Raw genomic sequence first — 24,948 nt, 5'->3', positions numbered from 1 at the left:
TGATCTTCGGTCATTCCTGCGGAAGCTGGGGGAGGACCTCCGCGCCCAGGCGGGCGATGTTGTCCACCGTTCCGGCCCGGTCCCCGGAGCCCTCCACCAGCAGGGCGAAGCGGCGAATGCCCGTACGCTCCGCCGTCGCCGTCAGGCGGTCCACGCAGTGCTTCGGCGTGCCGACCGCGTGCAGGTCGCACAGGAGCTCGGTGTACTGCTCGGGGTCGCGCATCCGGCGCTCGCGGCCGTCCACCGTGCGGTGCGCGCCCAGGCCGTACTGGAAGAACCCCGGCATGCTGCGCAGCAGCTCCGACCGGGCCTCGGCCGTCGTGTCGGCGATCTGGGCCACGCCGGCGGCGACGTGTTCGGCCTCGATCCTGGCCACCTGCTCCGGGCTCCGGCCGGCCTCCAGTGCGGCCGCGCGGTAGGTGGCCACCATCTCCATCTTGTCCTCGTCGCCCGAGTGCATGCCCAGCAGCATCGGCAGGCCGCGTTGCGCGGCCAGCCGCACCGAGTTCGGCGAGGTGCAGGCGACCACCACGGGCGGCCCCCCGGCCGTCCGTGATCCCGCCGGGGCGGCGACCGGGGCGTCCCCGTAGGCGTGCTGACGACCCGTCCGGTGCGGCTGCAGCGGCTGCTCGGTGGCCCTGGGGACCACCGCGACCTCGGGGAAGGAGTAGCGCGGCCCCGAGGCGCCCACCCTGGAGGAGCGCAGCCAGCGCAGCAGCAGGTCGAGGGACTCGGGGAAGCCCTGCTCGTAGGCCTCGGCCCCACCGCCGAAGACCGCGAGATCCACCCAGGGCCCGCCCCGGCCCACCCCGAGCGTGAACCGCCCGCCCGAGGTGAGGTGCAGCAGGGCGGCCTGCTCGCCCAGCTTCACCGGGTGATGCGTCGGCAGCACGCTGACCGCCGTCCCGATCCGCACCCGGCGGGTGCGTCCCAGCAGCAGGGCTGCCAGCGTCGCGGCGTCCGGGCAGACGCCGTAAGGGACGAAGTGGTGCTCGGCCAGCCAGACGCTGTCCAGCCCCGCCTGCTCCGCCGCGATGGCGGCGGACACGGTGCGGTCCAGCGCCTCCGCGTGGCCCTGGCCCGGGAACTGCGCCGACAGCAGGAACGCCCCGGTGCTCAGCCGACCCGGTGCGCTCCACGCGGACCGCTGCCTCGGCAGCCGGTACGGCGCGAGTGTCGGAGCGGCGCTGGCGTGGACGGCGGACATGGAATCAACTCCTTGGCCCCGCGGGGAACTTCGACCCCGCGTCTACCACTGGAGTAACTCATGTCATGTGCCATGGGCACAGCGGAACCTTCCACTCACCCTGATTAAGGGTGGAATTACCGTCGCCCTCTGGTGCGATCGACGCCGCCTGTGGTAAAAGCCCTCGTCCTCCGTCGGGCTCCCGTTCCACTACCCTTGGAGGACCAGCATCCCGCCCTCCAAGGGGGAATCGTGTCTCCTCGCCGAAGTCGCCCCCGTGGGGACGAACCCAGGAACGCGCGTCCGGTTTCCGGCGCGAACTGGATCGAGCAGACCGAGTCCTACGGCGGGGAGGAGTGGCAGGTCCGCTCGGTGGCCGGCGACAGCGGCAAGCGCTACCGCTGCCCCGGCTGCGACCAGGAGATCCCGCCCGGCGTCGGCCACGTCGTCGCCTGGCCGGCCTCCTCCATCAGCGGCGCCGGCGGGGTCGACGACCGCCGCCACTGGCACCGCGCCTGCTGGTCGGCACGCGAACGGCGCGCCGCGAACCTGCTGCGAGGCCGCGGCGCGCCGAGGTACTGACGGGGCTATGCGTCCCTGCGCCTGAGCAGCAGCAGGCCCACGCCGAGCGCGACCACGACCCAGGCCAGGCAGATGAAGAATCCGGCGAGCGGACCGTAGGGGATGTTCGACGTCTCGTGGACGTAGACGAGACGACTGCCGGCCTGGTCGGGGAAGTAGTGCGCGATGTTCTTCACCTTCGGCACCGCGTTCAGGATCGGTGAGATCAGGAAGAAGAACGGCATCAGCAGGCCCAGCGACAGCACCGGCTTGCGCAGGATGAAGCCGATGCCCAGCGAGAACAGCGCGATCAGCGTCATGTAGACCGCCATGCCGAAGACCGCCCGCAGCACGCCGGGGTCCCCGAGCTGTGCCTTGTGGCTGCCGAGCAGCGCCTGCCCGATGAAGAACGACGCGAAGCTGGTCACCAGGGCGACCGGCAGCACCAGGGCCAGTACGGTCAGAGCCTTGGCCGACAGCAGCGTGACCCGCTGCGGCACGGCGGCCAGCGTCGCCCGGATCATGCCGGTGCTGTACTCGTTGCCGACCACCAGGACCGCGAAGACGATCAGCGCCAGCTGCCCCAGGTAGACCCCGGAGAAGCTGGTAGCCGTGGGGTCGAAGGTCAGACGCTCACTGGCGCTCATGTTCTTGAAATTGCTGTTCGTGAAGAAGCTGATCACTGCGCCGAGCCCGACCGTCACCACCACGGTCGTGATCAGCGTGACGAAGGTGGAGCGGACCGTTTTGACCTTGGTCCACTCGGAGAGCAGCACCGGAACCATCGTCAGCTCTCCTTCTTCTTGTTCCAGTCCGCGCCCCACTGCGGAGCGGCCGCCGCGACCGGCGTCGGTCCGGTGTGGTACTCGACGGAGTCCGCCGTCATCCGCATGAACGCCTCCTCCAGCGAGGCGCGCTGGGGGCTGAGCTCGTGCAGGGTCACGCCGTGCGCGGCCGCGAGATCGCCGATGCGGGCGGGGTCGGCGTCGATCACCTCCCAGGCGCCCTCCGCGTCCGCGGTGGCGGTCATGCCGTTCTTCGACAGCATGTCCAGCAGCTGCTCGGGCTGCGGGGACCGCAGCCGGACGAAGCTGTGCGAGTTCTGGTCGATGAACTCGTTCATCGACAGGTCGGCCAGCAGTCGGCCCTGTCCGATGACGATCAGGTGGTCGGCGGTCAGCGCCATCTCGCTCATCAGGTGGGAGCTGACGAAGACCGTCCGCCCCTCGGAGGCGAGACCCTTCATCAGGTTGCGGACCCAGAGGATGCCCTCCGGGTCCAGCCCGTTGACCGGCTCGTCGAACATGAGGATCTTCGGGTCGCCGAGCAGCGCCGCGGCGATGCCGAGGCGCTGGCCCATGCCGAGCGAGAATCCGCCGGACCGTTTCTTCGCTACGGCCGTCAGCCCGACCAGGTCGAGGACCTGGTCGACCCTGTGGGTCGGGATGCTGTTGCTCTGGGCCAGCCAGAGCAGGTGGTTGTAGGCGCTGCGGCCGGGGTGCATGGCCTTCGCCTCCAGCAACGCCCCGATGTACTTGAGCGGTTCGCGGAGTTGGCCGTAGTGCTTGCCGTCGATCCTGACCGAGCCGGAGGTCGGCCGGTCGAGGTCGAGCATCATCCGCATGGTGGTCGACTTGCCGGCGCCGTTGGGGCCCAGAAAGCCGGTCACCACCCCCGTGGGGATGGCGAAACTGAGATGGTCGACGGCGAGTTTGTCGCCGTAGCGTTTGGTCAGTTCCTGGACCTCGATCATAGGTTCACACTAGATCAGGGATGCCTCTCCTGCCCCGGAACTGCGCCGAGCGGCGCATAGTCTGTGCGCATGACCGAACGACTCTCCGTCCGCGAGGCGGGCTCGGGCACTCCGCTGGTCCTGCTGCACGCCTTCCCGCTCTCCTCCCGCATGTGGCAGGCCCAGCTCGACGAGCTTCCCGGCGCGGAAGGCGCGGACGCCCGCGTCCTGGCGGTGGACCTGCGCGGCTTCGGCGGGACGGAGCTGGGCGCCGACGAGCCGTCACTGGATCTGCTGGCGGACGACATCGCGCTGCTGCTGGACCGCGCCGGCATCGACCGGGCGGTGGTCGGCGGGCTCTCCATGGGCGGCTACGTGGCGATGGCCTTCGCCCGCCGCCACGGCGACCGGCTCAGCGGTCTGCTGCTCGCGGACACGAAGGGAACCGCGGACACGGACACGGCCCGCGCGAACCGCGAACGCGTCGCGGCGGCGGTCCTGGCCCGCGACAGCGTCCGCCTCCTGGTGGACGAACAACTGCCGGCGCCGCTGCTGGGCGCGACGACGGCGACGCGCGATCCGAAGCTGACCGAGCACGTGGCCTCGATGATCCTGGAGTCAGCGCCGGCCTCGGTCGCCTGGGCGCAGCGGGCGATGGCGGCCCGCCCGGACTCCCTGGCGTCCCTGCGCGGCGCCGACGTTCCCGCGCTGGTGCTCGTCGGCGCGGAGGACACCCTCACCCCACCCTCCGACGCCGAGGCGCTGGCCGCCGCCCTCCCGCAGGCCGACCTCACGATCCTCCCCGGCACGGGCCACCTCTCGGCACTCGAGGTGCCGGAGGCCTTCAACGCGGCGGTCCGCGGACTGCTCGCGCGCATCGACTAGCCCCACCAGGGGCGCTGCGCGCGGCGATCAGCCACAACAGGGGGCGGGGAACCCGTGCGCGATGAGCAGCCACAACAGGGGCGCGGGGAACTGCGCGAGAACCACCCTGTGCGGATGGCCCTGCGCGTTGAGGACCATCCGCCTGCCGGTGGCTTGTCGCGCAGTTCCCCGCGCCCCTGAGGTAGTGCAACTGACTCGCGTCAGCGAGTCAGCGGCTCTGCTGGGCGGGGACGCCGCGGCCCATGACGTCGTCGTCGGGGGCCGCCGCCGCGGCGACCGCCGCGCCCGTGAGGGTGGCGAGCATCTCGCGGACGTTGGTGAGCTGGGCGTTGATGCTGTCGCGACGGTTCGTCAGCGCGGCGAGCTCGCGCTCGCTCTCGCTGCGGACGCGGTCCGCCTTCGCGTTCGCGTCGGCGACGATGTCCTCGGCCTGGCGCTGAGCCGTCTCGACGGTCTGGCGGGCGCGGCGCTCGGCGTCCGTGCGCAGCTTCTCCGCCTCCAGACGGAGCTGCTCGGCGCGGTGCTCGATCTCGGCCAGGCGCTTCTCCGCCTTGGCCTGACGGGCGGCCAGATCCCGCTCGGACTGCTCGCGGCGCTTGGCCAGGTTCGTCTCGAAGTCCGCGGCGGCCTGCGCGGCCTTCGCGCGGGTCTCCTCGAAGAGGGCGTCCGCCTCCTCGCGCTTGTTCTGCGCGTCCTTCGTCGCCTCGGCGCGGAGCTGCGTGGAGTCGCTCTTCGCCTTCTCGACGATGCGAGCGCCCTCCTCCTCGCTCTTCGCCTTGCGGTCCTTGGCGTAGCCCTCGGCCTCGCTGCGCACCTGCTGAGCGGCCGCCTCGGCCAGCTCGCGGTGCTGCTCCGCGGCGCGGCGGGCCTCGTCACGCAGGTCCTTGGCCTCCTCCTCCGCGAGGCGGAGGATCTTCTCGACCCGGGCGCCCAGGCCCGCGTAGGACGGCTCGGCGTCGGTGATCTGCGCCTGCGCGCTCTGGGTCTCGAGGTGCAGTTCCTCGATGCGCTTCTCCAGCGCGCCGATCCGGTTGAGGGCGCCGTCCCGGTCCGAGACCAGCTTGCTGATGCGCTCGTCGACCTGAGCCTTCTCGTACCCGCGGCGCACAACGTCGAAGCCGTGCGGAGAGTGTGTATCGCTCATGGGGGTGGAGTTCCTGTCGTATGCCCGGAGAGTCGGTTGGTTGAGGTGAGGTGATAGGGCGAATCCTGACACGGATTCGGAGTGTCATCGGTGTAAAGCCGATGAAGAGTGGAGAATGACCGCTCAATCGGGTGGTTGCGTGCCACCGCGTTTGCCACCCGGACGGGTTGCACCCGCGCCGACGCCTGCCGTGGCGCCTCCGCGACCGCCGCCCGATCTGCTGTTGCTGTCCCTGCTGTCCCCGTTCGCCCTGCTTGAACCGTTGGCGGAGCCGCTGCCGGCACCCGCCGTTCCCCCGTTGGGCGTTCCCGCGCCGGCCGGAGCCTGGAACGACTCCAGCGCCTGCAGGACGTCCTGCACGCGGGCGATCTCGGTGTTGATGTCCTTGCGCCGGCTGACCAGCTCGTCGAGTTCCCTGCGGCCCTCGTCGGTGATCCGCTTGGCCTCGGCCCGTGCTTCCTCGATGGTCTGCTCGGCCTCGGCCCTGGCCCGCGCCAGCTCCGACTCGCCCGCCTCGACGGCGTCCTGACGGGTCTTCTCCGCCGCGGTAGCCGCCGCCGCGCGCAGCTCCTCGGACTCGGCCGCCGCGGCCTCGGCCGACGCGTCGGCGTCCGCCTTGCGCGCCTCCGCCTCCTTGAGCAGCCCCTCCGCCTTGCGGACGGCGGCGATGCGCACCTTGCTGGCCTCGGCGGACGCCTCGGTCTGGAGCTCGGCGGCCTTCTCCTGCGCGTCGGCGAGTGCCTTGGCGGCCTCCGCCTTCGAGGCGTCGAGCTGCTCGGAGGTCTCCGAGATCAGCTTGTCGACGCGCTCGCCCGCGGCGCGCAGCGCCTCCGCGGACTCCTTGCGGGCCCGCTCGTGCAGCGCCTCGACGTCGGCGTGGGTGCGCTCGCGCAGCTCCTCGGCGCGCTCGCGGATCTGCGCGGCGTCGCCCCGGGCCTCGACCAGGATCTGGTCGGAGTCCCTGCGGGCCTGCTCGACCAGGGTGCTGCCCTCGGCGGCGCCCTCCGCCGCGATCCGCTCCGCCTCCTTGCGGGCGGCCGACACCATCGCGTCGGCCTGCTCCTCGGCGGCGGCCGTGGTGGCGAGCGCGGCGGTCTCGGCGTCGGCGGTGACCGCCTCGGCCAGCTCCTGGGCCTCGGCCAGCGCCCGCGTGCTCTCCTCGGCGGCCTCGGCGCGCAGCTCCTCGGCCTCGGCACGCAGTCGCTGGGCGTCCTGTTCGGCCTGCTCGCGGGCCTGTTCGGCCTCGGCGCGGACCCTGGCCGCCTCGGCGGTGGCCAGCTCGCGGATCTGCGCGGCCTCGCGCTCGGCGTCGGCGCGCAGCTGGGTGGTCTGCGCCTCCGCCGCCTCGTACATGCCGGCCACGCCCTGACGGATCTCTGCGGCCTCGTCCTCGGCGGCCGCGATCCTGGCGGCGGCCTCCCGCTCGCCCTCGGCCCGCTCGGCCTCGATCTTCGCGCGCTCCTCGGCGAAGGCCTCGGCGGCCTCCGCGCGCAGCCCGGCCAGTTCGGCGGTGACCCGGTCGCGGTCGGACGCGGCCTCCGCGCGGACCCTGGCGGCCTCGGTGGTGGCCAGCTGACGGACCTGTCCGGCCTCGCGCTCGGCGGCCTCCCGGGTCTCGGCGGCGGCGAGGTCGGCCTCGGTGCGCAGCCGGGTCAGCTCGGCCTGGAGCGTCTCACGGTCGGCGGCGGTCTGCTGCTCGGCGTCCGCGAGGACCTTGGCGGCCTCCTCGCGCAGCTCGGCGACGGCCGTCTCGGTCTCGGTCAGCGCCTTGGCGGCGGCCTCGCGGGAGGCCTTGGCATCGTCCAGGTCCACCGACGCGGCCTGCCGCGCCTCGGCGCGGACCTGGTCGGCCTCGCCGTGCGCCTCGGCCAGCACCGCGTCGCGGCGGTCGGCCAGCTCGCGCTCGGTCTCCGCGCGCAGCGCGGCCAGGTCGGCCGCGTGCTCGGCGGCGGACTGCTCGGCCTGCGCGACGACCTCGGCGGCGCGGGCGTCGGCCTGGGCGCGCTGCTCGACCATCGCCTCGTGCTCGGCAGCCATCGCCGCGTCGGCCTCGGCACGTAGCCTGGCCAGCTCGGCGGCGGCCTCCTCCTGCTCGCGGCGGGCCTGGTCGCGGATCTCCTCGGCCTCGGCGACCGCGGCCTCGCGGGTCTCCTCGGCGGCGGCCTGGGCCTCGATCAGCGTCTGGGCGGTCGCTTCGCGGGAGGCCTTGGCCTCGGCGAGATCCTGTGCGGCGGCCTCGCGGGCCTCCGCGCGGACCTGGTCGCCGTCGGCGTGGGCCTGGTTCAGCACGGTCTGCCGCTGGTCGGCGTGCTCCTGCTCGGCCTCGGCGCGCAGCGCGGCCAGCTCGGCGGCGTGCTGCGTCGCGGCCTGCTCCGCCTGCTCGGCGGTGAGCCTGGCCTGCTCGACCAGCTGCTCGGAGTCGGCCTGGGCGGTCGCCAGCAGCGCCTCGCGCCGGGCGGCGTCCTCCGCGGCCTGGCGGATCCGCTCCTGCTCCGCCTGTTCGGCGGCCTCCCTGGCCTTGGCCCGCACCGACTCGGCGTCGGCCTGCGCGGTGGCCAGCAGCACCACCCGGCGCTCGGCGATCTCGCTCTCCTGCGCGGCGGCCGCGGCACGGACCCGCTCGGCCTCCGCCTCGGCCTCGGCGACTGCGGCCTCGGCCCGCTCGCGGGCGGCCTTCGCCTCCGCCAGGTCGACCTCGGCACGCTCGCCGGCCTCGGTGCGGATGCGTTCGGCATCGCTGCCGGCCGCCTCGCGCTGGGCCCGGGCCTCGGCGAGATCCGCGTCGGCGGCCTCCCTGGCCGCGGCCCTGATCTGCTCGGCGTCCGACTCGGCGGACTCGTGCTTCGCCTTCGCCTCCGCCAGGTCGGCGGCGGCCGCCTCGCGGGCCTCGGCGCGCAGCCGCTCGATCTCGCTGTCCAGGTCCGCCCGCATCAGCGCCAGCTCGGCCTCGGCCTGCGCCCGCGACTCGGCGACCTCGACGGCGGTGCGCTCGCGCAGCTCGGCGGCGGCGTTCGCGTCGGCGACGGCCCGCTCGCCCGCCGCATGCGCCTCCTCGGCGCGCTCGGCGGCGAGCCGCTCGGCGGCGTCCAGGATCTCGGCGCGCTCCTGACGCGCTTCCGCCTGCACCCGCTCGGCCTCGGCGGCGGCGTTCGTCCGCAGTTCCTCGGCGGCCGCCACGGCGGCCTGGTGCTGCTGCTCGGCGGCGGCCGCGGCCTCGGCGCGCAGCTCCTCCGCCTTGGCGACGCCCTTGGCGGCCTCGGCGTCGCGGACACCCTCGGCCTCGCCGCGGATCCGCTCGGCCTCGGCCCGGGCGCGGGTCAGCACCGCCTCGGCGCGGGCCTGGACCTCGCGGGCCTCCTCGGCGGCGCGGGCCTTCGCCCCGGCGACCTCCTCGGCGGCCCCTCCGCGCAGCTCGTCGGCGTCCGCCTTGGCCTTGACCAGCAGTTCCTCGGCGGTGTGGGCCGACTCCTCGATCTGCGTTATGGCCTGGCGGCGCGCCTCGCCGCGGATCCGCTCGGCCTCGACGGCGGAGTCGGCCCGCAGCTGCTCGGCCTCGGCGCGCAGCTGGGCGGCGGCGTCCTGGTGCGCCGCGATCTCGTCCATCGCCATGCCCTGGGCCTGGCTGGTGGCGGCCTTGGCCTGCTCGCGCAGCAGCTGCGCCTCGGCCTTGGCCTCGGCGCGCAGACGCTCGGCCTCCTCGGCGGCGGCGGCCCGGACGGCCTCGGCCTCGGTGGTGGCGCGCGAGACGACGTCCTCGGCGGTCCTGGCGGCCTTGGCCAGGTGGACCGTGGCGCTGGCGGCGCCCTCGGTGCGGGCGGATTCCAGCGCCTCGTTGCGGAGCCGCTCGATCTCCTCGCGCGCCTCCTCCAGCAGACGCTGGGCCTCGGCCTTGACCTCGTCGGCCTCCTTGGTCGCGGCGGCGACCATGCGGGCGACCTCGGCCTTGGCGGTGCTGGCGCGCTGCTCGCCGGCGACCTCGGCGTTGGCCAGGCGCTGCTCGGCCTCGGCCCGCAGGCCCTCGGCCTCGCCGCGCAGGCGGTGGATCTCGGCCTGGGCGGCGGTCAGCTGTTCGTCGGCCTCGCTGGTGGCGTCGAGGCGGACCCGCTCGGCCCGCTCGGTGGCGTCCTGGGCCTGTGCGGCGGCGGCGTTGAGCAGCCGCTCGGCCTCGGTGCGGGCGCGCTGCAGGACGGCGTCGGCCTCGGCACGGGTGGACTCGACGTCGGCGGCGACCTGGGAGGTCGCGGACTCGGAGACGGCCATCGCCTCGGCGCGGGCGCCGGCCAGCATCTGCTCGGCCTCGGCACGGGCCTGGTCCAGCACCTGCCGCGCCTGCGCCTCGGTGCCGGCCCGGGTCTGCTCGGCCCAGTTGACGTTCTCGTTGACCCGCATCTCGGCGCTGCGGCGCAGCTCGGCGAGCTCGTTCTCGAGATGGCGACGGCGGGCCTCGGCCTCGGCCTGCCATTCGGCCTGGAGCCTGGCGCTGCGGTCGGCCGCCTCCTGCATCAGCCGGGCGGTGGCGTTCTGCGCCTCCATCCGGGTGCGCTCGGCCTCCTGGCGCAGCTGCTCGGCCTGGGCCTCGGCGTTGCGCAGGATCTGTTCGGCCTGGCCGGCGACGGAGTCGAACGCGCGCGGCTGAGCCAGCTGCCGACGCGATTCGTGCAGCTTGGCTCGGAGGACTTCGACCTGGTAGGCGAGGTCCTCGGCATGTGTGACGGCCTTCTCGCGCTCCTTGCGAAGCCGATCCATCTCGGCCTCGAATTTGGCGAGGTGATCGTCAACCTCGTAGCCGTCGTTGCCCCGCACTCCGCGGTCCCATCCGTCTCCTGATCACGTCGCCACCGGTCGGCGGTTCGGGTGTATCCCGCTCCGCCGTCCGGGTGAGCTCCTTGATGAACACTGTGCCTTACGGAGAATGGTGGCAGATCGTGAGGAAGAGTGGGCCACGCGGTCCCCGCGCACCCCTCCCGCACCCCCCGCCCGCCGGGCCGTGGCACCGGCGCATTTTCTCACGTCATCGAGGGTGAGTGCAGGGGGGTCGGCCGCTTTTTCTCGTCGGCTGGGACGGATTCCGGGCCCGTTCGGGCCTGATTCCGCTGTTACTCGTGAGTTGGCCGGGACGCGGAGGTCACCAGCTCGGTCAGCACGCCGTGGCAGTCCTTGGGGTGCAGGAAGGTGATCCGGGAGCCCATCGAGCCGATACGCGGCTCGTCGTAGAGAACCCGCACACCCTTGCCGCGAATGTCCGCTGCGTCGCCGTCGACGTCGGCGGTGCCGAAGGCGATGTGGTGCACGCCCTCGCCGTTCTTGGCGAGCCACTTGCCGACGGCGCTGTCCTCGCGGGTGGGCTCCAGCAGCTGCAGGTAGCTCGCGCCGCCGTCGTCGGTCTCGTTGATCTTGAGCATGGCCTCGCGGACGCCCTGCTCCTCGTTGACCTCGCTGTGGAACACCTCGAAGCCGTAGGTCGCGCGGTAGAACTCGACCGTCTTGTCGAGGTCGAAGCAGGCGATGCCGATGTGGTCGATGCGCGTCAGCACGGGGAGGTCCTCCTGAGGGAGTGAGGGAATGGGCCGCGACGGCCTTACGCTCCAATAGAGCGCAACTCGCGCGGGGGCGAAACCCGTGCCGACCGTGCCCGTGATCACACTGTTCGCCGGATGACGCCCTGTCGACCGGTCGATACATTGAGCGGAAACCTCCCGACTGGCACGCGGTGCCGTGGCACACCGCGCGGCCAGTTCCTGTCGCAGCAAAGGGGCTCGACCACCATGAGCAACACGGCAAGCAGCGCCACCACGTCCGTGATCGTCGCGGGCGCCCGCACCCCGATGGGCCGCCTGCTCGGCTCGCTCAAGGGCTTCTCGGGCGCCGACCTCGGCGGCTTCGCGATCAAGGCCGCGATGGAGCGGTCCGGGATCACCGGCGAGCAGGTCCAGTACGTGATCATGGGCCAGGTGCTCCAGGCCGGCGCGGGCCAGATCCCCGCCCGCCAGGCGGCCGTCAAGGCCGGCATCCCGATGAACGTCCCGGCGCTGACCATCAACAAGGTCTGCCTCTCCGGCCTGGACGCGATCGCGCTGGCCGACCAGCTGATCCGCGCGGGCGAGTTCGACATCGTCGTGGCCGGCGGCCAGGAGTCGATGACGAACGCGCCGCACCTGCTGCCCAAGTCCCGCGAGGGCTTCAAGTACGGCGCGGTCGAGATGCTCGACGCGATGGCGTACGACGGCCTGACCGACGCCTTCGACAACATCCCCATGGGTGAGTCGACGGAGACCCACAACACCCGCCTCGGCATCGGCCGCGAGGAGCAGGACGCGGTCGCCGCGCGCTCGCACCAGCTGGCCGCCGCCGCGCAGAAGAACGGCGTCTTCGAGGCCGAGATCGTTCCGGTCGAGATCCCGCAGCGCAAGGGCGAGCCGGTCGTCTTCTCCGTGGACGAGGGCGTCCGCGCGGACACGACGGTCGAGTCGCTGGCGAAGCTGCGCCCGGCCTTCAAGAAGGACGGCACCATCACCGCGGGCACCTCCTCGCAGATCTCCGACGGCGCTGCCGCGGTGGTCGTGATGAGCAAGGCCAAGGCCGAGGAGCTGGGCCTGACCTGGATCGCCGAGATCGGCGCGCACGGCAACGTCGCGGGCCCGGACAACTCGCTGCAGTCGCAGCCGTCCAACGCGATCAAGCACGCGCTGTCCAAGGAGGGCATCGGCGTCGAGGAGCTCGACCTGGTCGAGATCAACGAGGCGTTCGCGGCGGTCGCGGTGCAGTCGGTGAAGGACCTGGGGATTTCGCTCGACAAGGTGAACGTCAACGGCGGAGCGATCGCCCTGGGTCACCCGATCGGGATGTCCGGCGCGCGCGTGGTCCTGCACCTGGCGCTGGAGCTGCAGCGCCGCGGCGGCGGCGTCGGCGCGGCCGCGCTCTGCGGTGGCGGCGGCCAGGGCGACGCCCTGATCGTCCGCGTCCCGAAGGCGTAAGCCTTCAAGGGCCCGCAGGGCCCTTGAAGGGGCGCGAGGAACTGCGCGAGCAACCACCCTGTCGGGATGGCCCTGCGGGTTGAGGACCATCCGGACGTCAGCGGCTTGTCGCGCGGTTCCTCGCGCCCCTGGAAGGTGCATCCGAGCCTCTGACCATTTCTGACCGTTCGTTCCCAGGCTGGAGTTCCGCACGATGATCGACGTTCCCTCGCTGGTCGAGCAGGCCCGAGAGGGGCGGCCGCGCGCGGTCGCTCGGCTGATCTCGCTGGTGGAGGGCGCGTCCCCGCAGCTGCGCGAGGTGATGGCCACGCTGGCGCCGCTGACCGGGCGTGCCTACGTCGTCGGGCTGACCGGATCGCCCGGGGTCGGCAAGTCGACCTCGACGTCCGCGCTGGTGTCGGCGTACCGCCGACTCGGCAAGCGGGTCGGGGTGCTCGCCGTGGACCCGTCCTCGCCGTTCTCCGGCGGTGCGCTGCTGGGCGACCGGGTGCGGATGCAGGAGCACGCCACCGACCCCGAGGTCTTCATCCGTTCCATGGCCACCCGTGGCCACCTCGGCGGTCTGGCCTGGTCCGCGCCGCAGGCGATCCGGGTGCTGGACGCGGCGGGCTGCGACGTGATCCTCGTCGAGACGGTCGGCGTCGGGCAGTCCGAGGTGGAGATCGCGGCCCAGGCGGACACCACCATCGTGCTGCTCGCGCCCGGCATGGGCGACGGCATCCAGGCCGCCAAGGCGGGCATCCTGGAGATCGGCGACCTCTACGTCGTCAACAAGGCCGACCGGGACGGCGCGGACGCGACCGCCCGTGAGCTCAACCACATGCTCGGCCTCGGCGAGGCCCGCGCCGCGGGGGACTGGCGTCCCCCGATCGTGAAGACCGTCGCCGCCAAGCAGGAGGGCGTCACCGAGGTCGTCGAGGCCCTGGAGAAGCACCTCGCCTGGATGACCGGAAGCGGCACGCTGGCCACCCGCCGCGTCGCCCGCGCCGCCGCCGAGATCGAGGCGATCGCCGTCACCGCGCTGCGCGAGCGCTTCGGCAGCCTGCACGGCGACCGGCACCTCGACGCCCTGGCGGGCAAGGTCGCCGCCGGCGAGCTGGACTCCTACACCGCCGCCGACGACCTGATCGCCTCGATCACGACGTGACCCGCAGCTCGTCGGCGCGCAGCTCGGCGACGAACTCCGCCGGAGCCTGGGCGGGCGAGCCGCAGGCGTACGGCGGGGTGGGGTCGTACTCGACGACCAGCTGGATCTTCTGCGCCACCCGGTCGCCCGCGAGCCGGCCGGCCAGGCTCAGCGCCAGGTCGATCCCGGCGGAGACGCCCGCCGCGGTGGCGTAGCGGCCGTCGAACACGACGCGTTCGGCGGTCGGCACGGCCCCGAACGCGGCCAGGTGCTCCATCGCGTTCCAGTGCGTGGTGGCGCGGCGGTCCTTGAGCAGTCCGGCGGCGGCCAGCAGCAGCGAGCCGGAGCAGACCGAGGTGGTCCACCGCGTCGTGGCGTCCACCCGGCGGATCCACTCCAAGGTCGCCGGGTCGCCCAGCGCCTCGCGAGTGCCCGGGCCGCCGGGGACGAGCAACAGGTCGGCCCCGGTCACCTCGTCGAAGGCCGCGTCCGCGGTCAGGCCCAGGCTGCCGAGGTCGGTGCGGATCTCGCCGCGCCGCGCGGCCGCGAAGACGATCTCGGCACCGGGCATCCGCCCGAGGATCTCGTAGGGGCCCACCGCGTCCAGCGCGGTCATGTCGGGGTAGAGCAGGACGGCGATCTTCATCGCACGGTCTCCTTCTGCGGGTCGTCGGGGGCGGAACGGGGAGCGGAACCGGGACGGAAACGCCTGCGGTACTCGCCCGGCGGCACCGCCAGCGTGCGGAGGAAGGCGCGGCGCATCGCCTCCGGTGTGCCGTAGCCGCAGCCGCGGGCGATGCTCTCGACGCTGTCCGCGCTCTCCTCCAGCCGCCGCCGGGCGGTCTCCAGGCGGACGTCGTCCACGTAGCGGCCGGGTGTGCGGCCCGTCTCGGCCGCGAAGGCGCGGGCGAACTGGCGCGGCGACAGGGCCGCCCGCCCGGCGAGCGTCTCCACCGAGAGGTCGGCCTCCGGATGCTCCGAGATCCACTGCTGCACCTCCCGCAGCGGCTGCCGCTCGGCCAGCTGCACCGTCAGCTGCGCGCTGAACTGGGCCTGGCCGCCGGGACGGCGCAGGAACATCACCAGGGCCTGGGCCGTCCGCAGGGCGACCTCCCCGCCCAGATCCTCCTCGACCAGGGCCAGTGCCAGGTCGAGGCCGGCGGTCACCCCGGCGGAGGTGGCCACCGGGCCGTCGCGGACGAAGATCGGCTCAGGATCGACCTCGATCCCGGGGAAGCGCGCGGCGAGCGTGCCGGCGTAGCCCCAGTGGGTGGTGGCCCGGCGGCCGGTCAGCAGCCCCGCCTCGGCGAGCAGGAACGCCCCGGTGCAGACCGAGGCGACCCGCTGGGCGTCCGGAGCCAGCGCCCGGAGCGCGGCGACGAGCGCCGGATCGGGATCGCGGGTGCCGTCCCCGCCGGGCACGACGAGGGTGTGCGGCGCCTCGCTGCGGGCCAGGTCCTGGTCGGGCGTCAGCCGCAGCCCGCTGCCGGTGGTCACCGGAACGCCGCCGAGTGACGCGGTCACCAGCCGGTACGCCCCTGGAGCGCCGTCGGCCGCCGCGATCCGTCCGGCCGCGTGGAAGACCTCCAGCGGACCGGTCAGGTCCAGGCTCTGGAGGCCGTCGTAGAGCACGAACAGGACGGTCCTGGCTGTCGTCATGCCTCCAGCCTGGCGTGGCGTCCGGATGGCAGCAATGACGAACTTCCCACCTTTTCTGCCATGCCTGCCAAGGATGTCAAAGAAAGCGTTGACATCTCGAAATGCCAAAGTACTCTTTGGGGCATGGAGATCAACGACCCAAGGGCGATCAGGGCGCTGGCGCATCCGCTCCGGCTCGACCTGATCGACCTGCTGACCACCGGCGGTCCGGCCACGGCCGCCCAGTGCGGGCGGGCGCTCGGGGCCTCGCAGGCCAGCTGCTCGTTCCATCTGCGGCAGCTGGGCAAGTACGGCTTCGTGGAGGAGGCGGCGCCCGGGCCGGACCGGCGCGAGCGGGTCTGGCAGATCCCGCGCGCGCAGCCCGAGCTGCGGATCACCGACGGCGGACCGGCCGGTGACCTGCTCCGCGGCCGACTCGAACGGCTGGTGGTCGAGCGCGGACTGCGCGAGGTCCTCGCCTGGATCGACCGCCGCGAGGACGAGAGCGCCGAGTGGCGCGCGGCCTCGGACGTGGTGGACGCGATCGCGGTGCTCACCGTCGAGCAGGCCGCCGAGCTCAAGGAGCAGATGTGGGAGCTGATCCGGCCCCACCTGGTGTCCGCCGGGGCGGATGCCCGCGCGCTGCGTCCCGGTGAGCGCGCCGTTCGTTACTTCATTGCGGCCACGCCGCTGCCGCAGGCCGACACGGCCGCGGAACTCGACGACAACGGGGGAACCGGAAAGTGATCAGCGCCATGAGCGTCAACGAGATCGACTTCACCGCCGCCGCACCGGTGGCCGGAACGCTGGACGTCGCCTGGATCCACGGCGCGCCCAGGCGGCTGCGGGCCGGGCAGCCGAAGATCCAGGTCCACCGCTACGACGAGCACACGGTGGTCCTGCGGCAGAGCAAGGCCGTGAACTACGAGGCCCCGTTCATGTTCCTGCTCTTCGGCAACGAGCGCGCGCTGCTGCTCGACACCGGCGCCACCGCCGACCCCGAGCGCTTCCCGCTCCGCGCCACGGTGGACGCGCTGATCGCCGAGTGGCTGGAGCGGAACCCGCGTGAGAACTACCGCCTGGTCGTCGCGCACACCCACGGCCACGGCGACCACGTCGCCGGCGACGTCCAGTTCGACGACCGGCCGGACACGGTGATCGTTCCCCGCGAGGCGGAGGCGGTCAGGGAGTTCTTCGGTTTCGGCGTGGACCGGCCGACCGGGAGGGTCGAGTTCGACCTGGGCGGGCGGGTGCTGACCCTGATCGGTTCGCCCGGCCATCACCGCGCCTCGGTCACCGCCTACGACCCGTGGACGGGCTTCCTGCTCACCGGCGACACGGTCCTGCCGGGCCGCCTCTACGCCGAGGACTACCCGGCCTTCCTGGCGACCCTGGACCGGCTGGTCGACTTCGCCGCGGCCCACCCGGTCACCCACGTCCTCGGCTGCCACGTCGAGATGGGGAGCGCGCCGGGCCACGAGTACCCGATCGGCACGCTGTACCAGCCGGACGAGCGCGCCCTGTCGTTCACGCACGCCGACCTGACCCGTGTCCGCGACGCGGCCCGCGCCGTCGCCGCCCGCCGCGGCGTGCACCGGTTCGACGACTTCGTCATCTACAACGAGCCGCGCAAGCGCGACATGCTCCGCCTGCTGCTCCGCGGCAACCTCGACCAGCTGCGCTACCGCCTGCTCGGCTAGTCAGCCGCGGCCGCGCAGTTCCCGCAGGTGTTCGGCGATCGGGGCCAGGGCCTCGTACATGGCGGCGACCTGGTCCTCGTCGAAGCGGTCGATGAAGTGCTCGCGCACGCTGCGGACGTGCTGCGGGGCGATGCGGCGCATGGTCTGCCAGCCCTGCTCGGTCAGCACCGCGAACAGGCCCCGGCGGTCGCCGGGGCAGCTGTCGCGGGTGACCAGACCGACCGCCTCCATGCGGGTGATCTGGTGCGAGAGGCGGCTCTTCGACTGGAGCGTGGCCACCGCGAGGTCCGTCATCCGCATCCGTCGCTGCGGGGCCTCCGAGAGCTCGACCAGGATCGTATAGTCGTTGTTCGAGAGCCCGTGCGGCTGGAGCTCGCGCTCCAGCTGGTACATGAGCAGCCGGCTCACCTCGAGGTGGGCCCGCCACAGGCGCTGCTCCTCGGCGGTGAGCCATGGGGCGTCGTCCTCGCGAGCGTCCTTGTCGGGCTCGGTGAGGGCAGTGGGGGTGGCGGTCGTCTCCATGCCCCGATGATACGCCGTTTTGTTGAAACTTGTACTATTCAACGATCCCCGAAGGCCCGGCCTCGGCCTCCGCCCGCGGCGGTGCCACCCTTTCGAGTGGCATGCTCTGGTGGACGTTGGCCGCCACCCCGGCCACATGGATCTCGCGGGCCCTCAGTGAGGCCTCGTGCGCCGCCGTCTCGACCTCCAGCAGTGAGGCGCCGTGCCGCTCCGCCTCGAAGGCCTTCGCCCCGCCGCGCAGGCCGAAGAGCCGCTTCGCCAGCAGGATGTAGAGGACGGCCAGCAGGTTCAGGGTGAGCGTCGCGATCTTGAAGGCGCTGACCTTGTGCGTCAGCTCCATGATCTCCAGCGGCAGGAAGGCCGCCGTCGCGACCACGGTCAGGTACTCGGCCCAGCGCTTCGCCGCCCAGAGGCCGAAGGCCTCGACGATCTCGATCAGCGCGTAGGCCAGCAGCGCCGCGGCGGTGATCAGCAGCGTGTTGTGCTTGTAGGCGAAGGTCTTCTGGATGGTGTCCACGACCGGGGAGTGGTCGAGGTCGTAGTGGAAGTGCTGGGCTATCGGCCGGAACAGGGTCAGGTTGTCGTTGAAGAGCTGCTGCACCGAGGTCTGGCTGTTGCTGAACTTCCACACCGCCCAGGCGACCAGGACGATGAAGACCCCGCGCACCAGCCGCTCCACCGCCAGGAAGCGCAGGATGAACAGGTCGCGCAGCGCCTTGCCGCGCGGGACGTAGGGCGCGTCCTCCGCCTTGCCGCTGCTGTGCGGCTCGCCGAGGGCGAAGTCGCCGCAGCGCAGGCAGCGCCACGCCTCGCCGACGGCCGTCTCCACCCGCAGTCGCTCGCGCAGCTCCGGCTCGGTCGGCGCGTAGGTGGTGTGGCCCTTGCGGGCGCAGTGGCGGTGGTCCCAGTCCCTCGTCATGGCCGGGAGAATAGCCAAGTGCGGGGACAAAAGGGCGGTCGGTCATACTGATGCGACGAGTCGTCGCGAGATTGCGACGCTTGAGACCGTTCCGTGAGGTAGCTGTGAAGACCACCGCCGTCCATCGTCTCCGCCTGGTGTCCATGCCGGAGGGCGTGTCCTTCCTGCTGCTGCTCACCTGCTCGGTGCTCAAGCGGACGACCACGTTCAACGCGGTGCCGGTGATGGGCATGCTGCACGGCATCCTCTTCGTCCTGTACGCGGTCTTCGCGCTGATCGCCTGGCGCGAGCAGCGGTGGACCTTCGGCCGCTTCGCCTGGATCATGGTCCTCTCGGTGCTCCCGACCGGCGGTTTCTTCGCCGAGCGGATCCTCGGCCGCGAGGAGCGGGAGACCGCCCCGGCCATGGCGTGAGACGCCCGGTGATGGCGGACTGACCAGGCGGTAACGTGTCCCCGTGTCAAAGCCGCTGAGCCTCTCCTTCGATCCGATCGCCCGCGCCGACGAGCTGTGGGCCCGTCGTTGGGGCGCGGTCCCCTCGATGGCGGCGATCACCTCGGTGATGCGGGCGCACCAGATCCTGCTCGCCCAGGTCGACGCGGTGGTCAAGCCGTACAAGCTGACCTTCGCCCGCTACGAGGCGCTGGTGCTGCTCACCTTCAGCCAGGCCGGCGAGCTGCCGCTCTCCAAGATCGGCCAGCGGCTGATGGTCCACCCGACCAGCGTCACCAACACCGTCGACCGCCTGGAGGCCGCCGGACTGGTCACCCGTCGCCCCAATCCGCAGGACGGTCGCGGGGTGCTCGCAGCGATCACCCCGAAGGGCCGCGAGGTGGTGGAGCGGGCGACGCGCGACCTGATGGCGATGGACTTCGGCCTGGTCGGCTACGACGCCGAGGGCTGCAAGGAGCTCTTCGAGATGCTGCGGCCGCTGCGGATAGCGGCGGGCGACTTCGAGGAGGCCGAGGACGGCGCCCAGGCGGACGCCCCGGCCGGGGCGGTGTGAGAGATCCACTTTCGTGGGTCTACGCTCGTTGGCTATGAACAAGTCCAACCCCCTGCTCACGGCCTACCGTGCACTGGCGTACGTGACCGGCGTGGGCCTGGTCCTGCTCTGCGTCGCCTGCGTCGCCTACTACGGCTTCGGCGCGTCCAAGACGCCGGTGATGATCATCGGCACCCTTCACGGCTGGCTGTACATGGCCTACGTCGTGGTCGCCTTCACCCTCGGCAACAAGCTGAACTGGCCGATGGGCAAGATCGCCTGGACGGTGCTGGCCGGGACGATCCCGACCGCCGTCTTCTTCGTCGAGCGCCGCGTCGTCGCCGAGATCCGCGCCGAACTCGCGGCCAAGGAGTCCGAGAGCCTCGTCAGCGCCTGAGCGCCGCCCCGCGCGGACGCAGGGGGCGCCGGTGGGCGCATTCGAGCGACACCCCAGCGCGCCCTGGTCGAATCGGCCAGGGCGCGTTTGCTTGTCGACAGATACTCGGACGTCCTAGTAAATTGAAGTAGTAGGACGTCCGAATATTCTGCCGAAGGGCGAGGCCACCACCGATGGACGCACAGCAGACCGCAGCCGCCCAGGAGCGCTGGCAGCAGCGTTACGACCGCTCGCGCAAGCGGGACGCGGACTTCACCACGCTCTCCGGCGACGAGGTCGCTCCCGCCTACGGTCCCAGCGGCGACCACCCGGGCTTCGACCGGATCGGCTGGCCGGGCGAGTTCCCCTACACCCGTGGCCTCTACGCCACCGGTTACCGCGGCCGCGCCTGGACCATCCGCCAGTTCGCCGGCTTCGGCAACGCCGAGCAGACCAACGAGCGCTACCGGATGATCCTGGAAGCCGGCGGCGGCGGCCTCTCGGTCGCCTTCGACATGCCGACGCTGATGGGCCGCGACTCCGACGACCCGCGCTCGCTGGGCGAGGTCGGCCACTGCGGCGTGGCGATCGACTCCGCGGCCGACATGGAGGTGCTCTTCCGCGACCTCCCGCTGGCCGACGTCACCACCTCGATGACCATCTCTGGCCCGGCCGTCCCGGTCTTCTGCATGTACCTCGTCGCCGCGGAGCGCCAGGGCGTCGACCCCGGCGTGCTCAACGGCACGCTGCAGACGGACATCTTCAAGGAGTACATCGCGCAGAAGGAGTGGCTCTTCGCCCCCGAGCCGCACCTGCGCCTGATCGGCGACCTGATGGAGTACTGCGCCGCCAACATCCCGGCGTACAAGCCGCTCTCGGTCTCCGGGTACCACATCCGCGAGGCGGGCTCGACGGCCGCGCAGGAGCTGGCGTTCACCCTCGCCGACGGCTTCGCCTACGTGGAGCTGGGGCTCTCGCGCGGTCTGGACGTGGACGTCTTCGCGCCGGGTCTCTCCTTCTTCTTCGACGCGCACCTGGACTTCTTCGAGGAGATCGCCAAGTTCCGCGCCGCCCGCCGGATCTGGGCCAAGCGCCTGCGCGACGTCTACGGCGCGAAGACCGAGAAGGCGCAGTGGCTGCGCTTCCACACCCAGACGGCGGGCGTCTCGCTGACCGCGCAGCAGCCGTACAACAACGTGGTCCGCACGGCGGTCGAGGCCCTCTCGGCGGTCCTCGGCGGGACCAACTCGCTGCACACCAACGCCTTGGACGAGACGCTCGCGCTGCCGAGCGCCCAGGCGGCGGAGATCGCGCTGCGCACGCAGCAGGTGCTGATGGAGGAGACCGGCGTCGCCAACGTGGCCGACCCGCTGGGCGGCTCCTGGTACGTCGAGGCCCTGACCGACCGGATCGAGGCCCAGGCGGAGGAGATCTTCCAGAAGATCATCGACATGGGCACGGCGGCCGGCGGCGCGGAGCACCCGATCGGCCCGATGACCGCGGGCATCCTGCGCGGCATCGAGAACGGCTGGTTCACCGGGGAGATCGCCGAGGCGGCCTTCCAGTACCAGACGGCGCTGGAGAAGGGGGAGAAGCGGGTCGTGGGCGTCAACTGCCACACCGGCAGCGTCACCCCTCCGCTGGAGATTCTCCGCGTCAGCCACGAGGTCGAGCGCGAGCAGGTCCGCGTCCTCGCCGACCGCAAGTCCTCCCGCGACGAGGCCGCGGTCCAGGCCGGCCTCACCGCCATGCTGGACGCCGCCCGCTCCGGCGCCAACATGGTCCCCCCGATGCTCGACGCCGTCCGCGCGGAGGCCACCCTCGGCGAGATCTGCGACGCGCTCCGCGCCGAGTGGGGCGTCTACGTGGAGCCCGCCGGCTTCTGATTCGGCACCCGCGGCGCCTGCACTCACCTCAGGGGCGCGGGGAGCTGCGCGAGAAACCACCCGAGGCGGATGGCCCTGTCCATTGAGGGCCATCTGCACCGGGTGGCTGGTCGCGCAGTTCCCCGCGCCCCTTTCTGGCTGCGCCAGACCGCCGCAGCTCCCCGCGCCCCTGTCGGGCTACGCCGTGGCGAGGTCGGTGAGGGGGTGCAGCAGGAGGGTGGTGAAGCGGGTGATCCACTCCGGGGTGGCGGGCTCGCCGCTGACCAGCATGCGGTGGACGACCGTGCCCGCCACCGTGTCGAAGATGATGTCCACGTCCGCCTGAGCGGCGGCCTCGCACGCGTCCGCGGGGAGTTCGCCGCGGGCCTGCGCGGCGGCGCGCCCGGCCAGGACGAGACGTTTCTGCGGATCGATGATCGCCTCGCGGACCCGCTGACGCAGCAGCGGATCCCGGGTGGCCTCCGCGAAGAGCGCGAGCAGCGCCGCCTGCGTCTCCGGCGCGGACAGCAGGGCCGCGAACTGCGCCACCGCGTCCTCGATGTCCGCGCGCAGGCTCCCCAGGTCGGCCATCTCCAGGCCGTTCAGCTGTTCCGCCACCGCCGCGACGACCAGTTCGTTCTTCGAGGGCCAGCGCCGGTACAGCGTCGTCTTCGCGACGCCGGCCCGCACCGCCACGTCGCCCATCGTGAGCCCGCCCCAGCCCAGCTCCGCCAGTGCCTCACGGGTGGCCGCGAGTATCGCGTCGTCCGCGTCCGCGTTGCGCGGGCGGCCCTTGCGCGGGACGGCTGTGGTCACGGCGGGCTCCTTTGCGCAGGTCGGAATGTCAATCGCGGTCAACGCAGGTTACTCGCCGGTACCCGGCCCCGCAGAGAGTGGCGGACCGAAGAGTGGTACAGCTCACGCGCGCCCTGCTGCGCGGCCGTCCCCGGTGCATATACGCTACGACTCGTAGCGAAAGAGCGACAACCACGCTGCCGCGCGGATGGGGATCCGCGCACGACGACTTTGCGCGCGCCTCACCCTCGTACGTCCCGCAAACCAGCCGGACTGCGAGGGTCTTGGTGCGAAGCGACTCGCGGACGGGGGAGGATAGGCCCATGCAGCCACGGAACAACATGTCCCTGCGCGGCGCGGTCGACCTCGCCGCGGTCAAGGCGGCCGCCGACGCCGCCGCCAAGGCGGAGCAGATGCGCGCCGAGCGCGCCAGAAAGGCCGAGTCGGGCGAGGGGGACGCCGCGGCCGAGCCGCTGATCTTCTCCGTCACCGAGGCCGACTTCGAGGCCCAGGTCGTCCCGCTCTCCGCCGAGGTCCCGGTGCTGCTGCTGTTCTGGGCCGAGGGCTACGGCCCGGCCGAGCAGCAGGTCCCGGTCATGGAGGCGCTGGCCGAGGAGTACGACGGCCGGTTCGTGCTCGCCGAGGTCGACGTCCGCACCAACCAGCGCCTGGCCCAGCAGTTGCAGCTGCGCGACCTGCCGACCGTCCTGGTCGTGGTCGCGGGCCAGCTGATCCCGCTCTTCGAGGGCCCGGCCCTGGCCGAGGAGATCCGCCCGCTGCTGGACCAGCTGATCAAGGAGGCCGCCGAGCGCTTCGGCATCGCCGGTCAGCCCGGTCTGCGCAGCGGTCGCGGCGAGGCCGGCGGCGCGGACACCGCCGTCGAGCCCCCGCAGGACCCGGCGCTGGCCCTCGCCCACGAGGCGCTGGACCGCGGGGACCTGGGCGGCGCCATCCAGGCCTACCGCAACGTGCTGGCGGACCGCCCGGGCGACGAGGAGGCCAAGCTCGGTCTCGCCCAGGCGGAGCTGCTGCAGCGGATCGAGGGCGCCGACCCGGCCGCCGTGCGGGCCGCTGCGGCCGAGCGTCCCAGGGACGTGGCCGCGCAGATCGCCGCCGCGGACCTGGATCTGGTGGGCGGTCACGTCGACGACGCCTTCGGGCGCCTTGTCGACACCGTCGGCCGCACGGCCGGCGAGGAGCGCGACAAGGCGCGTACGCACCTGCTGAGTCTCTTCGAGGTCATCGGTGCGGAGGATCCGCGTGTGGTGAAGGCGCGCGGGGCGCTGGCACGCAAACTCTTCTGACGGGTGTCACGTCGGTGAGTGTGTTGTGGTGATCTGTCGACACTCCGATTGCGTTTATCAAATCTTGACACTTTGACGAGGCGGTCACCCTGGGTGGCCGCCTTCGTCTGTTACATCCGTGTTTCCAGCGGCTTGATGCAGGCGGGTCCGTGAAGACGGTCACGCTGAGTCAGGTGGGGGTGTCATGGGGGTCGGTTCGGGTTCACCCATTCCTTACTCATCGGTAATGAACTACTTGTGCAGCGGCTCCACATGGACCACGATCAGCACGCTCGGTTCATTACCCATACCCCCGGCAGCCGGTCGGGGACGGGAAGTGGAATCCCCACCGGGCGGGGTGTCGGTCCGCCGGCGCCCGGAGGGCAGGGGGGTCTTCGTCCACCCAGGCGGAGCCTGCTCTCACCGCAGTCGTGCCTGCCGGCGCGACCGAGTGGTTGTCGCTCGGGGGTGCACCTGCCTCCCGAGGACGTAGTTCTTCTCCCCATCTCCGGCCGGGGGCCCCAGCGGGGCGGGCCGGGAGGTGTACGTCCGAGAAGGAGGATCTCGACTCATGTCCCAGACCTTCGGTAAGACCCGCTGGAAGCGGTTCGCCGTCGTCATGGTCCCGACTCTGGCCGCCACGGCCGCCGTCGGCGTCAGCATCGCCCAGGGCGCGCTCGCGGCGTCCTTCGCCGTCTCCGGCGCGTCGTTCACCGTCACCGCCGATCACCTGCACGGCAACGGGTTCGTCCAGTACGGAACGGTCGACACGGTCGTCAAGACCGACCCGACGACCGGCAAGGACAGCCAGGGTCCGCTCCCTGTCGCCGTCTCCGGTTTCAAGGACGCGACGATCAACAACCTGTGCCAGTCGGTCAAGGTGCCGCTGCCCTTCGGCACGTACACCCTGACCATCACGGCCGGCAAGGACGCGGCGAACCCGGTCAAGGCCAGCAACCTCGTCATCGACATGACGGACCTGCAGGCCCAGAGCGCGGTCTTCAACAACATCAACATCGGTGTCGCCGGTGGCGCCATCACCAAGGGCAACGTCGACCCGACCTCGGCCAAGCAGCCGGGCTTCGGCAGCAGCTTCGCGCAGGAGGCCGACTCGGCCGACCTGTACGGGGTGAAGCAGACCGCGTGGGCGACCACCGCGGACACCTTCACGCTGAACGGCATGAGCCTGAACGTCGCCGCCGGCGACAACCCCTGCCACTGAGGCATCTGACGGTTCGGTGACGTTCCGTCGACCGGC

At 72.1% G+C, this 24,948-nt stretch carries 23 protein-coding genes; 12 read left to right on the top strand and 11 right to left on the bottom strand.

All coding sequences use genetic code 11. The features are described 5' to 3' along the window. Positions 1-10: 10 nt before the first annotated feature. Positions 11-1,120 carry an LLM class flavin-dependent oxidoreductase gene (locus BS83_RS37460; RefSeq protein ID WP_037610786.1) on the bottom strand — a complete coding sequence of 370 codons (1,110 nt, stop codon included), beginning with the start codon at positions 1,118-1,120 and terminating at the stop codon, positions 11-13. Positions 1,121-1,438: 318 nt separating this feature from the next. On the opposite strand from BS83_RS37460, the gene BS83_RS37455 reads away from it, so the two are divergent. Then, a complete protein-coding gene (locus BS83_RS37455; RefSeq protein ID WP_037607727.1) occupies positions 1,439-1,768 on the top strand; it encodes a hypothetical protein in 330 nt (109 codons plus the stop codon). A 5-nt stretch (positions 1,769-1,773) separates the two neighbouring features. On the opposite strand, the gene BS83_RS37450 is transcribed toward BS83_RS37455, so the two are convergent. Together BS83_RS37450 and BS83_RS37445 are read right to left on the bottom strand one after the other, a co-directional pair. Beyond that, a complete protein-coding gene (locus BS83_RS37450; RefSeq protein WP_157597605.1) occupies positions 1,774-2,538 on the bottom strand; it encodes an ABC transporter permease in 765 nt (254 codons plus the stop codon). Next, positions 2,535-3,500 carry an ABC transporter ATP-binding protein gene (locus BS83_RS37445; protein ID WP_037607724.1) on the bottom strand — a complete coding sequence of 322 codons (966 nt, stop codon included), beginning with the start codon at positions 3,498-3,500 and terminating at the stop codon, positions 2,535-2,537. The genes BS83_RS37450 and BS83_RS37445 overlap by 4 nt, the downstream gene beginning before the upstream one ends. 69 nt (positions 3,501-3,569) lie before the next feature. Here BS83_RS37445 and BS83_RS37440 point away from each other — a divergent pair, with 69 nt between their 5' ends. After that, complete coding sequence (locus BS83_RS37440; RefSeq protein WP_037607722.1) at positions 3,570-4,364, top strand: alpha/beta fold hydrolase; 795 nt, start codon at positions 3,570-3,572, stop codon at positions 4,362-4,364. 208 nt (positions 4,365-4,572) lie between these two features. On the opposite strand, the gene BS83_RS37435 is transcribed toward BS83_RS37440, so the two are convergent. From BS83_RS37435 to mce, 3 genes are all read right to left on the bottom strand, one after another. After that, on the bottom strand, positions 4,573-5,508 hold the full coding sequence (locus BS83_RS37435) for a coiled-coil domain-containing protein (RefSeq protein WP_037607720.1): 936 nt from the start codon (positions 5,506-5,508) through the stop codon (positions 4,573-4,575). Positions 5,509-5,631: 123 nt separating this feature from the next. Continuing rightward, positions 5,632-10,254, bottom strand: a complete 4,623-nt coding sequence (locus BS83_RS37430) for a hypothetical protein (protein ID WP_157597476.1) — start codon at positions 10,252-10,254, stop codon at positions 5,632-5,634. Between the two features lie 350 nt (positions 10,255-10,604). Further along, on the bottom strand, positions 10,605-11,042 hold the full coding sequence (mce, locus tag BS83_RS37425; RefSeq protein ID WP_037607718.1) for a methylmalonyl-CoA epimerase: 438 nt from the start codon (positions 11,040-11,042) through the stop codon (positions 10,605-10,607). Between the two features lie 231 nt (positions 11,043-11,273). Here mce and BS83_RS37420 point away from each other — a divergent pair, with 231 nt between their 5' ends. Next, complete coding sequence (locus tag BS83_RS37420; protein WP_037607717.1) at positions 11,274-12,482, top strand: acetyl-CoA C-acetyltransferase; 1,209 nt, start codon at positions 11,274-11,276, stop codon at positions 12,480-12,482. 193 nt (positions 12,483-12,675) lie between these two features. After that, the gene (gene meaB, locus BS83_RS37415; protein ID WP_037607716.1) at positions 12,676-13,629 is read left to right on the top strand and encodes a methylmalonyl Co-A mutase-associated GTPase MeaB; all 954 of its coding nucleotides are present in this window, start codon (positions 12,676-12,678) and stop codon (positions 13,627-13,629) included. Here the strand turns inward: meaB and BS83_RS37410 are convergent. Both BS83_RS37410 and BS83_RS37405 read right to left on the bottom strand, forming a co-directional pair. After that, positions 13,619-14,254 carry a DJ-1/PfpI family protein gene (locus BS83_RS37410; RefSeq protein ID WP_037607715.1) on the bottom strand — a complete coding sequence of 212 codons (636 nt, stop codon included), beginning with the start codon at positions 14,252-14,254 and terminating at the stop codon, positions 13,619-13,621. The genes meaB and BS83_RS37410 overlap by 11 nt on opposite strands. Next, on the bottom strand, positions 14,251-15,267 hold the full coding sequence (locus BS83_RS37405; protein WP_051944830.1) for a GlxA family transcriptional regulator: 1,017 nt from the start codon (positions 15,265-15,267) through the stop codon (positions 14,251-14,253). The genes BS83_RS37410 and BS83_RS37405 overlap by 4 nt, the downstream gene beginning before the upstream one ends. A 123-nt stretch (positions 15,268-15,390) precedes the next feature. On the opposite strand from BS83_RS37405, the gene BS83_RS42600 reads away from it, so the two are divergent. Both BS83_RS42600 and BS83_RS37395 read left to right on the top strand, forming a co-directional pair. After that, positions 15,391-15,993 (top strand): winged helix-turn-helix domain-containing protein, encoded by a 603-nt coding sequence (locus tag BS83_RS42600; protein WP_051944827.1) that lies wholly within the window; start codon positions 15,391-15,393, stop codon positions 15,991-15,993. Positions 15,994-16,001: 8 nt separating this feature from the next. Further along, positions 16,002-16,946: an MBL fold metallo-hydrolase gene (locus BS83_RS37395; RefSeq protein WP_084715248.1), complete on the top strand. Its 945-nt coding sequence runs from the start codon at positions 16,002-16,004 to the stop codon at positions 16,944-16,946. Here BS83_RS37395 and BS83_RS37390 read toward each other — a convergent pair whose 3' ends face one another. Both BS83_RS37390 and BS83_RS37385 read right to left on the bottom strand, forming a co-directional pair. Continuing rightward, positions 16,947-17,468, bottom strand: coding sequence for a MarR family winged helix-turn-helix transcriptional regulator (locus BS83_RS37390; protein ID WP_037607714.1), 522 nt, complete (start codon positions 17,466-17,468; stop codon positions 16,947-16,949). 34 nt (positions 17,469-17,502) lie between these two features. Then, complete coding sequence (locus BS83_RS37385) at positions 17,503-18,387, bottom strand: DUF2127 domain-containing protein (protein WP_084714724.1); 885 nt, start codon at positions 18,385-18,387, stop codon at positions 17,503-17,505. A gap of 104 nt (positions 18,388-18,491) precedes the next feature. On the opposite strand from BS83_RS37385, the gene BS83_RS37380 reads away from it, so the two are divergent. The 4 genes from BS83_RS37380 (at position 18,492) to BS83_RS37365 (ending at position 21,633) form a co-directional block, all read left to right on the top strand. Beyond that, a complete protein-coding gene (locus tag BS83_RS37380; RefSeq protein WP_408641067.1) occupies positions 18,492-18,800 on the top strand; it encodes a DUF3817 domain-containing protein in 309 nt (102 codons plus the stop codon). A 43-nt stretch (positions 18,801-18,843) separates the two neighbouring features. Continuing rightward, complete coding sequence (locus tag BS83_RS37375) at positions 18,844-19,392, top strand: MarR family winged helix-turn-helix transcriptional regulator (RefSeq protein ID WP_051944821.1); 549 nt, start codon at positions 18,844-18,846, stop codon at positions 19,390-19,392. A 34-nt stretch (positions 19,393-19,426) separates the two neighbouring features. Further along, positions 19,427-19,768 carry a DUF3817 domain-containing protein gene (locus tag BS83_RS37370; RefSeq protein WP_232248621.1) on the top strand — a complete coding sequence of 114 codons (342 nt, stop codon included), beginning with the start codon at positions 19,427-19,429 and terminating at the stop codon, positions 19,766-19,768. Positions 19,769-19,941: 173 nt separating this feature from the next. After that, the gene (locus tag BS83_RS37365; protein ID WP_037607711.1) at positions 19,942-21,633 is read left to right on the top strand and encodes an acyl-CoA mutase large subunit family protein; all 1,692 of its coding nucleotides are present in this window, start codon (positions 19,942-19,944) and stop codon (positions 21,631-21,633) included. 177 nt (positions 21,634-21,810) lie between these two features. Here the strand turns inward: BS83_RS37365 and BS83_RS37360 are convergent, their stop codons facing one another. Continuing rightward, on the bottom strand, positions 21,811-22,428 hold the full coding sequence (locus BS83_RS37360; RefSeq protein ID WP_037607709.1) for a TetR/AcrR family transcriptional regulator: 618 nt from the start codon (positions 22,426-22,428) through the stop codon (positions 21,811-21,813). A 302-nt stretch (positions 22,429-22,730) separates the two neighbouring features. On the opposite strand from BS83_RS37360, the gene BS83_RS37355 reads away from it, so the two are divergent. Both BS83_RS37355 and BS83_RS37350 read left to right on the top strand, forming a co-directional pair. Continuing rightward, entirely contained in the window at positions 22,731-23,711 is a 981-nt protein-coding gene (locus BS83_RS37355; RefSeq protein WP_037607708.1) for a tetratricopeptide repeat protein, read from the top strand. A 550-nt stretch (positions 23,712-24,261) separates the two neighbouring features. Then, a complete protein-coding gene (locus BS83_RS37350; protein ID WP_037607707.1) occupies positions 24,262-24,912 on the top strand; it encodes a DUF6230 family protein in 651 nt (216 codons plus the stop codon). Positions 24,913-24,948 lie beyond the last annotated feature (36 nt).

Source organism: Streptacidiphilus rugosus AM-16 (assembly GCF_000744655.1).
Lineage (GTDB): Bacteria > Actinomycetota > Actinomycetes > Streptomycetales > Streptomycetaceae > Streptacidiphilus > Streptacidiphilus rugosus.
The sequence above is the reverse complement of the archived record's forward strand: the minus strand, read 5'-3'. Positions and strand labels throughout refer to the sequence as shown.

Bases quoted from the DNA above. Each gene is read 5' to 3' on its own strand.
- BS83_RS37445 (WP_037607724.1), bottom strand. From the start codon at position 3,500: ATGATCGAGGTCCAGGAACTGACCAAACGCTACGGCGACAAACTCGCC.
- BS83_RS37440 (WP_037607722.1), top strand. From the start codon at position 3,570: ATGACCGAACGACTCTCCGTCCGCGAGGCGGGCTCGGGCACTCCGCTG.
- BS83_RS37435 (WP_037607720.1), bottom strand. From the start codon at position 5,508: ATGAGCGATACACACTCTCCGCACGGCTTCGACGTTGTGCGCCGCGGG.
- BS83_RS37430 (WP_157597476.1), bottom strand. From the start codon at position 10,254: ATGGATCGGCTTCGCAAGGAGCGCGAGAAGGCCGTCACACATGCCGAG.
- BS83_RS37420 (WP_037607717.1), top strand. From the start codon at position 11,274: ATGAGCAACACGGCAAGCAGCGCCACCACGTCCGTGATCGTCGCGGGC.
- meaB (WP_037607716.1), top strand. From the start codon at position 12,676: ATGATCGACGTTCCCTCGCTGGTCGAGCAGGCCCGAGAGGGGCGGCCG.
- BS83_RS37410 (WP_037607715.1), bottom strand. From the start codon at position 14,254: ATGAAGATCGCCGTCCTGCTCTACCCCGACATGACCGCGCTGGACGCG.
- BS83_RS37405 (WP_051944830.1), bottom strand. From the start codon at position 15,267: ATGACGACAGCCAGGACCGTCCTGTTCGTGCTCTACGACGGCCTCCAG.
- BS83_RS42600 (WP_051944827.1), top strand. From the start codon at position 15,391: ATGGAGATCAACGACCCAAGGGCGATCAGGGCGCTGGCGCATCCGCTC.
- BS83_RS37395 (WP_084715248.1), top strand. From the start codon at position 16,002: ATGAGCGTCAACGAGATCGACTTCACCGCCGCCGCACCGGTGGCCGGA.
- BS83_RS37390 (WP_037607714.1), bottom strand. From the start codon at position 17,468: ATGGAGACGACCGCCACCCCCACTGCCCTCACCGAGCCCGACAAGGAC.
- BS83_RS37385 (WP_084714724.1), bottom strand. From the start codon at position 18,387: ATGACGAGGGACTGGGACCACCGCCACTGCGCCCGCAAGGGCCACACC.
- BS83_RS37370 (WP_232248621.1), top strand. From the start codon at position 19,427: ATGAACAAGTCCAACCCCCTGCTCACGGCCTACCGTGCACTGGCGTAC.
- BS83_RS37365 (WP_037607711.1), top strand. From the start codon at position 19,942: ATGGACGCACAGCAGACCGCAGCCGCCCAGGAGCGCTGGCAGCAGCGT.
- BS83_RS37355 (WP_037607708.1), top strand. From the start codon at position 22,731: ATGCAGCCACGGAACAACATGTCCCTGCGCGGCGCGGTCGACCTCGCC.
- BS83_RS37350 (WP_037607707.1), top strand. From the start codon at position 24,262: ATGTCCCAGACCTTCGGTAAGACCCGCTGGAAGCGGTTCGCCGTCGTC.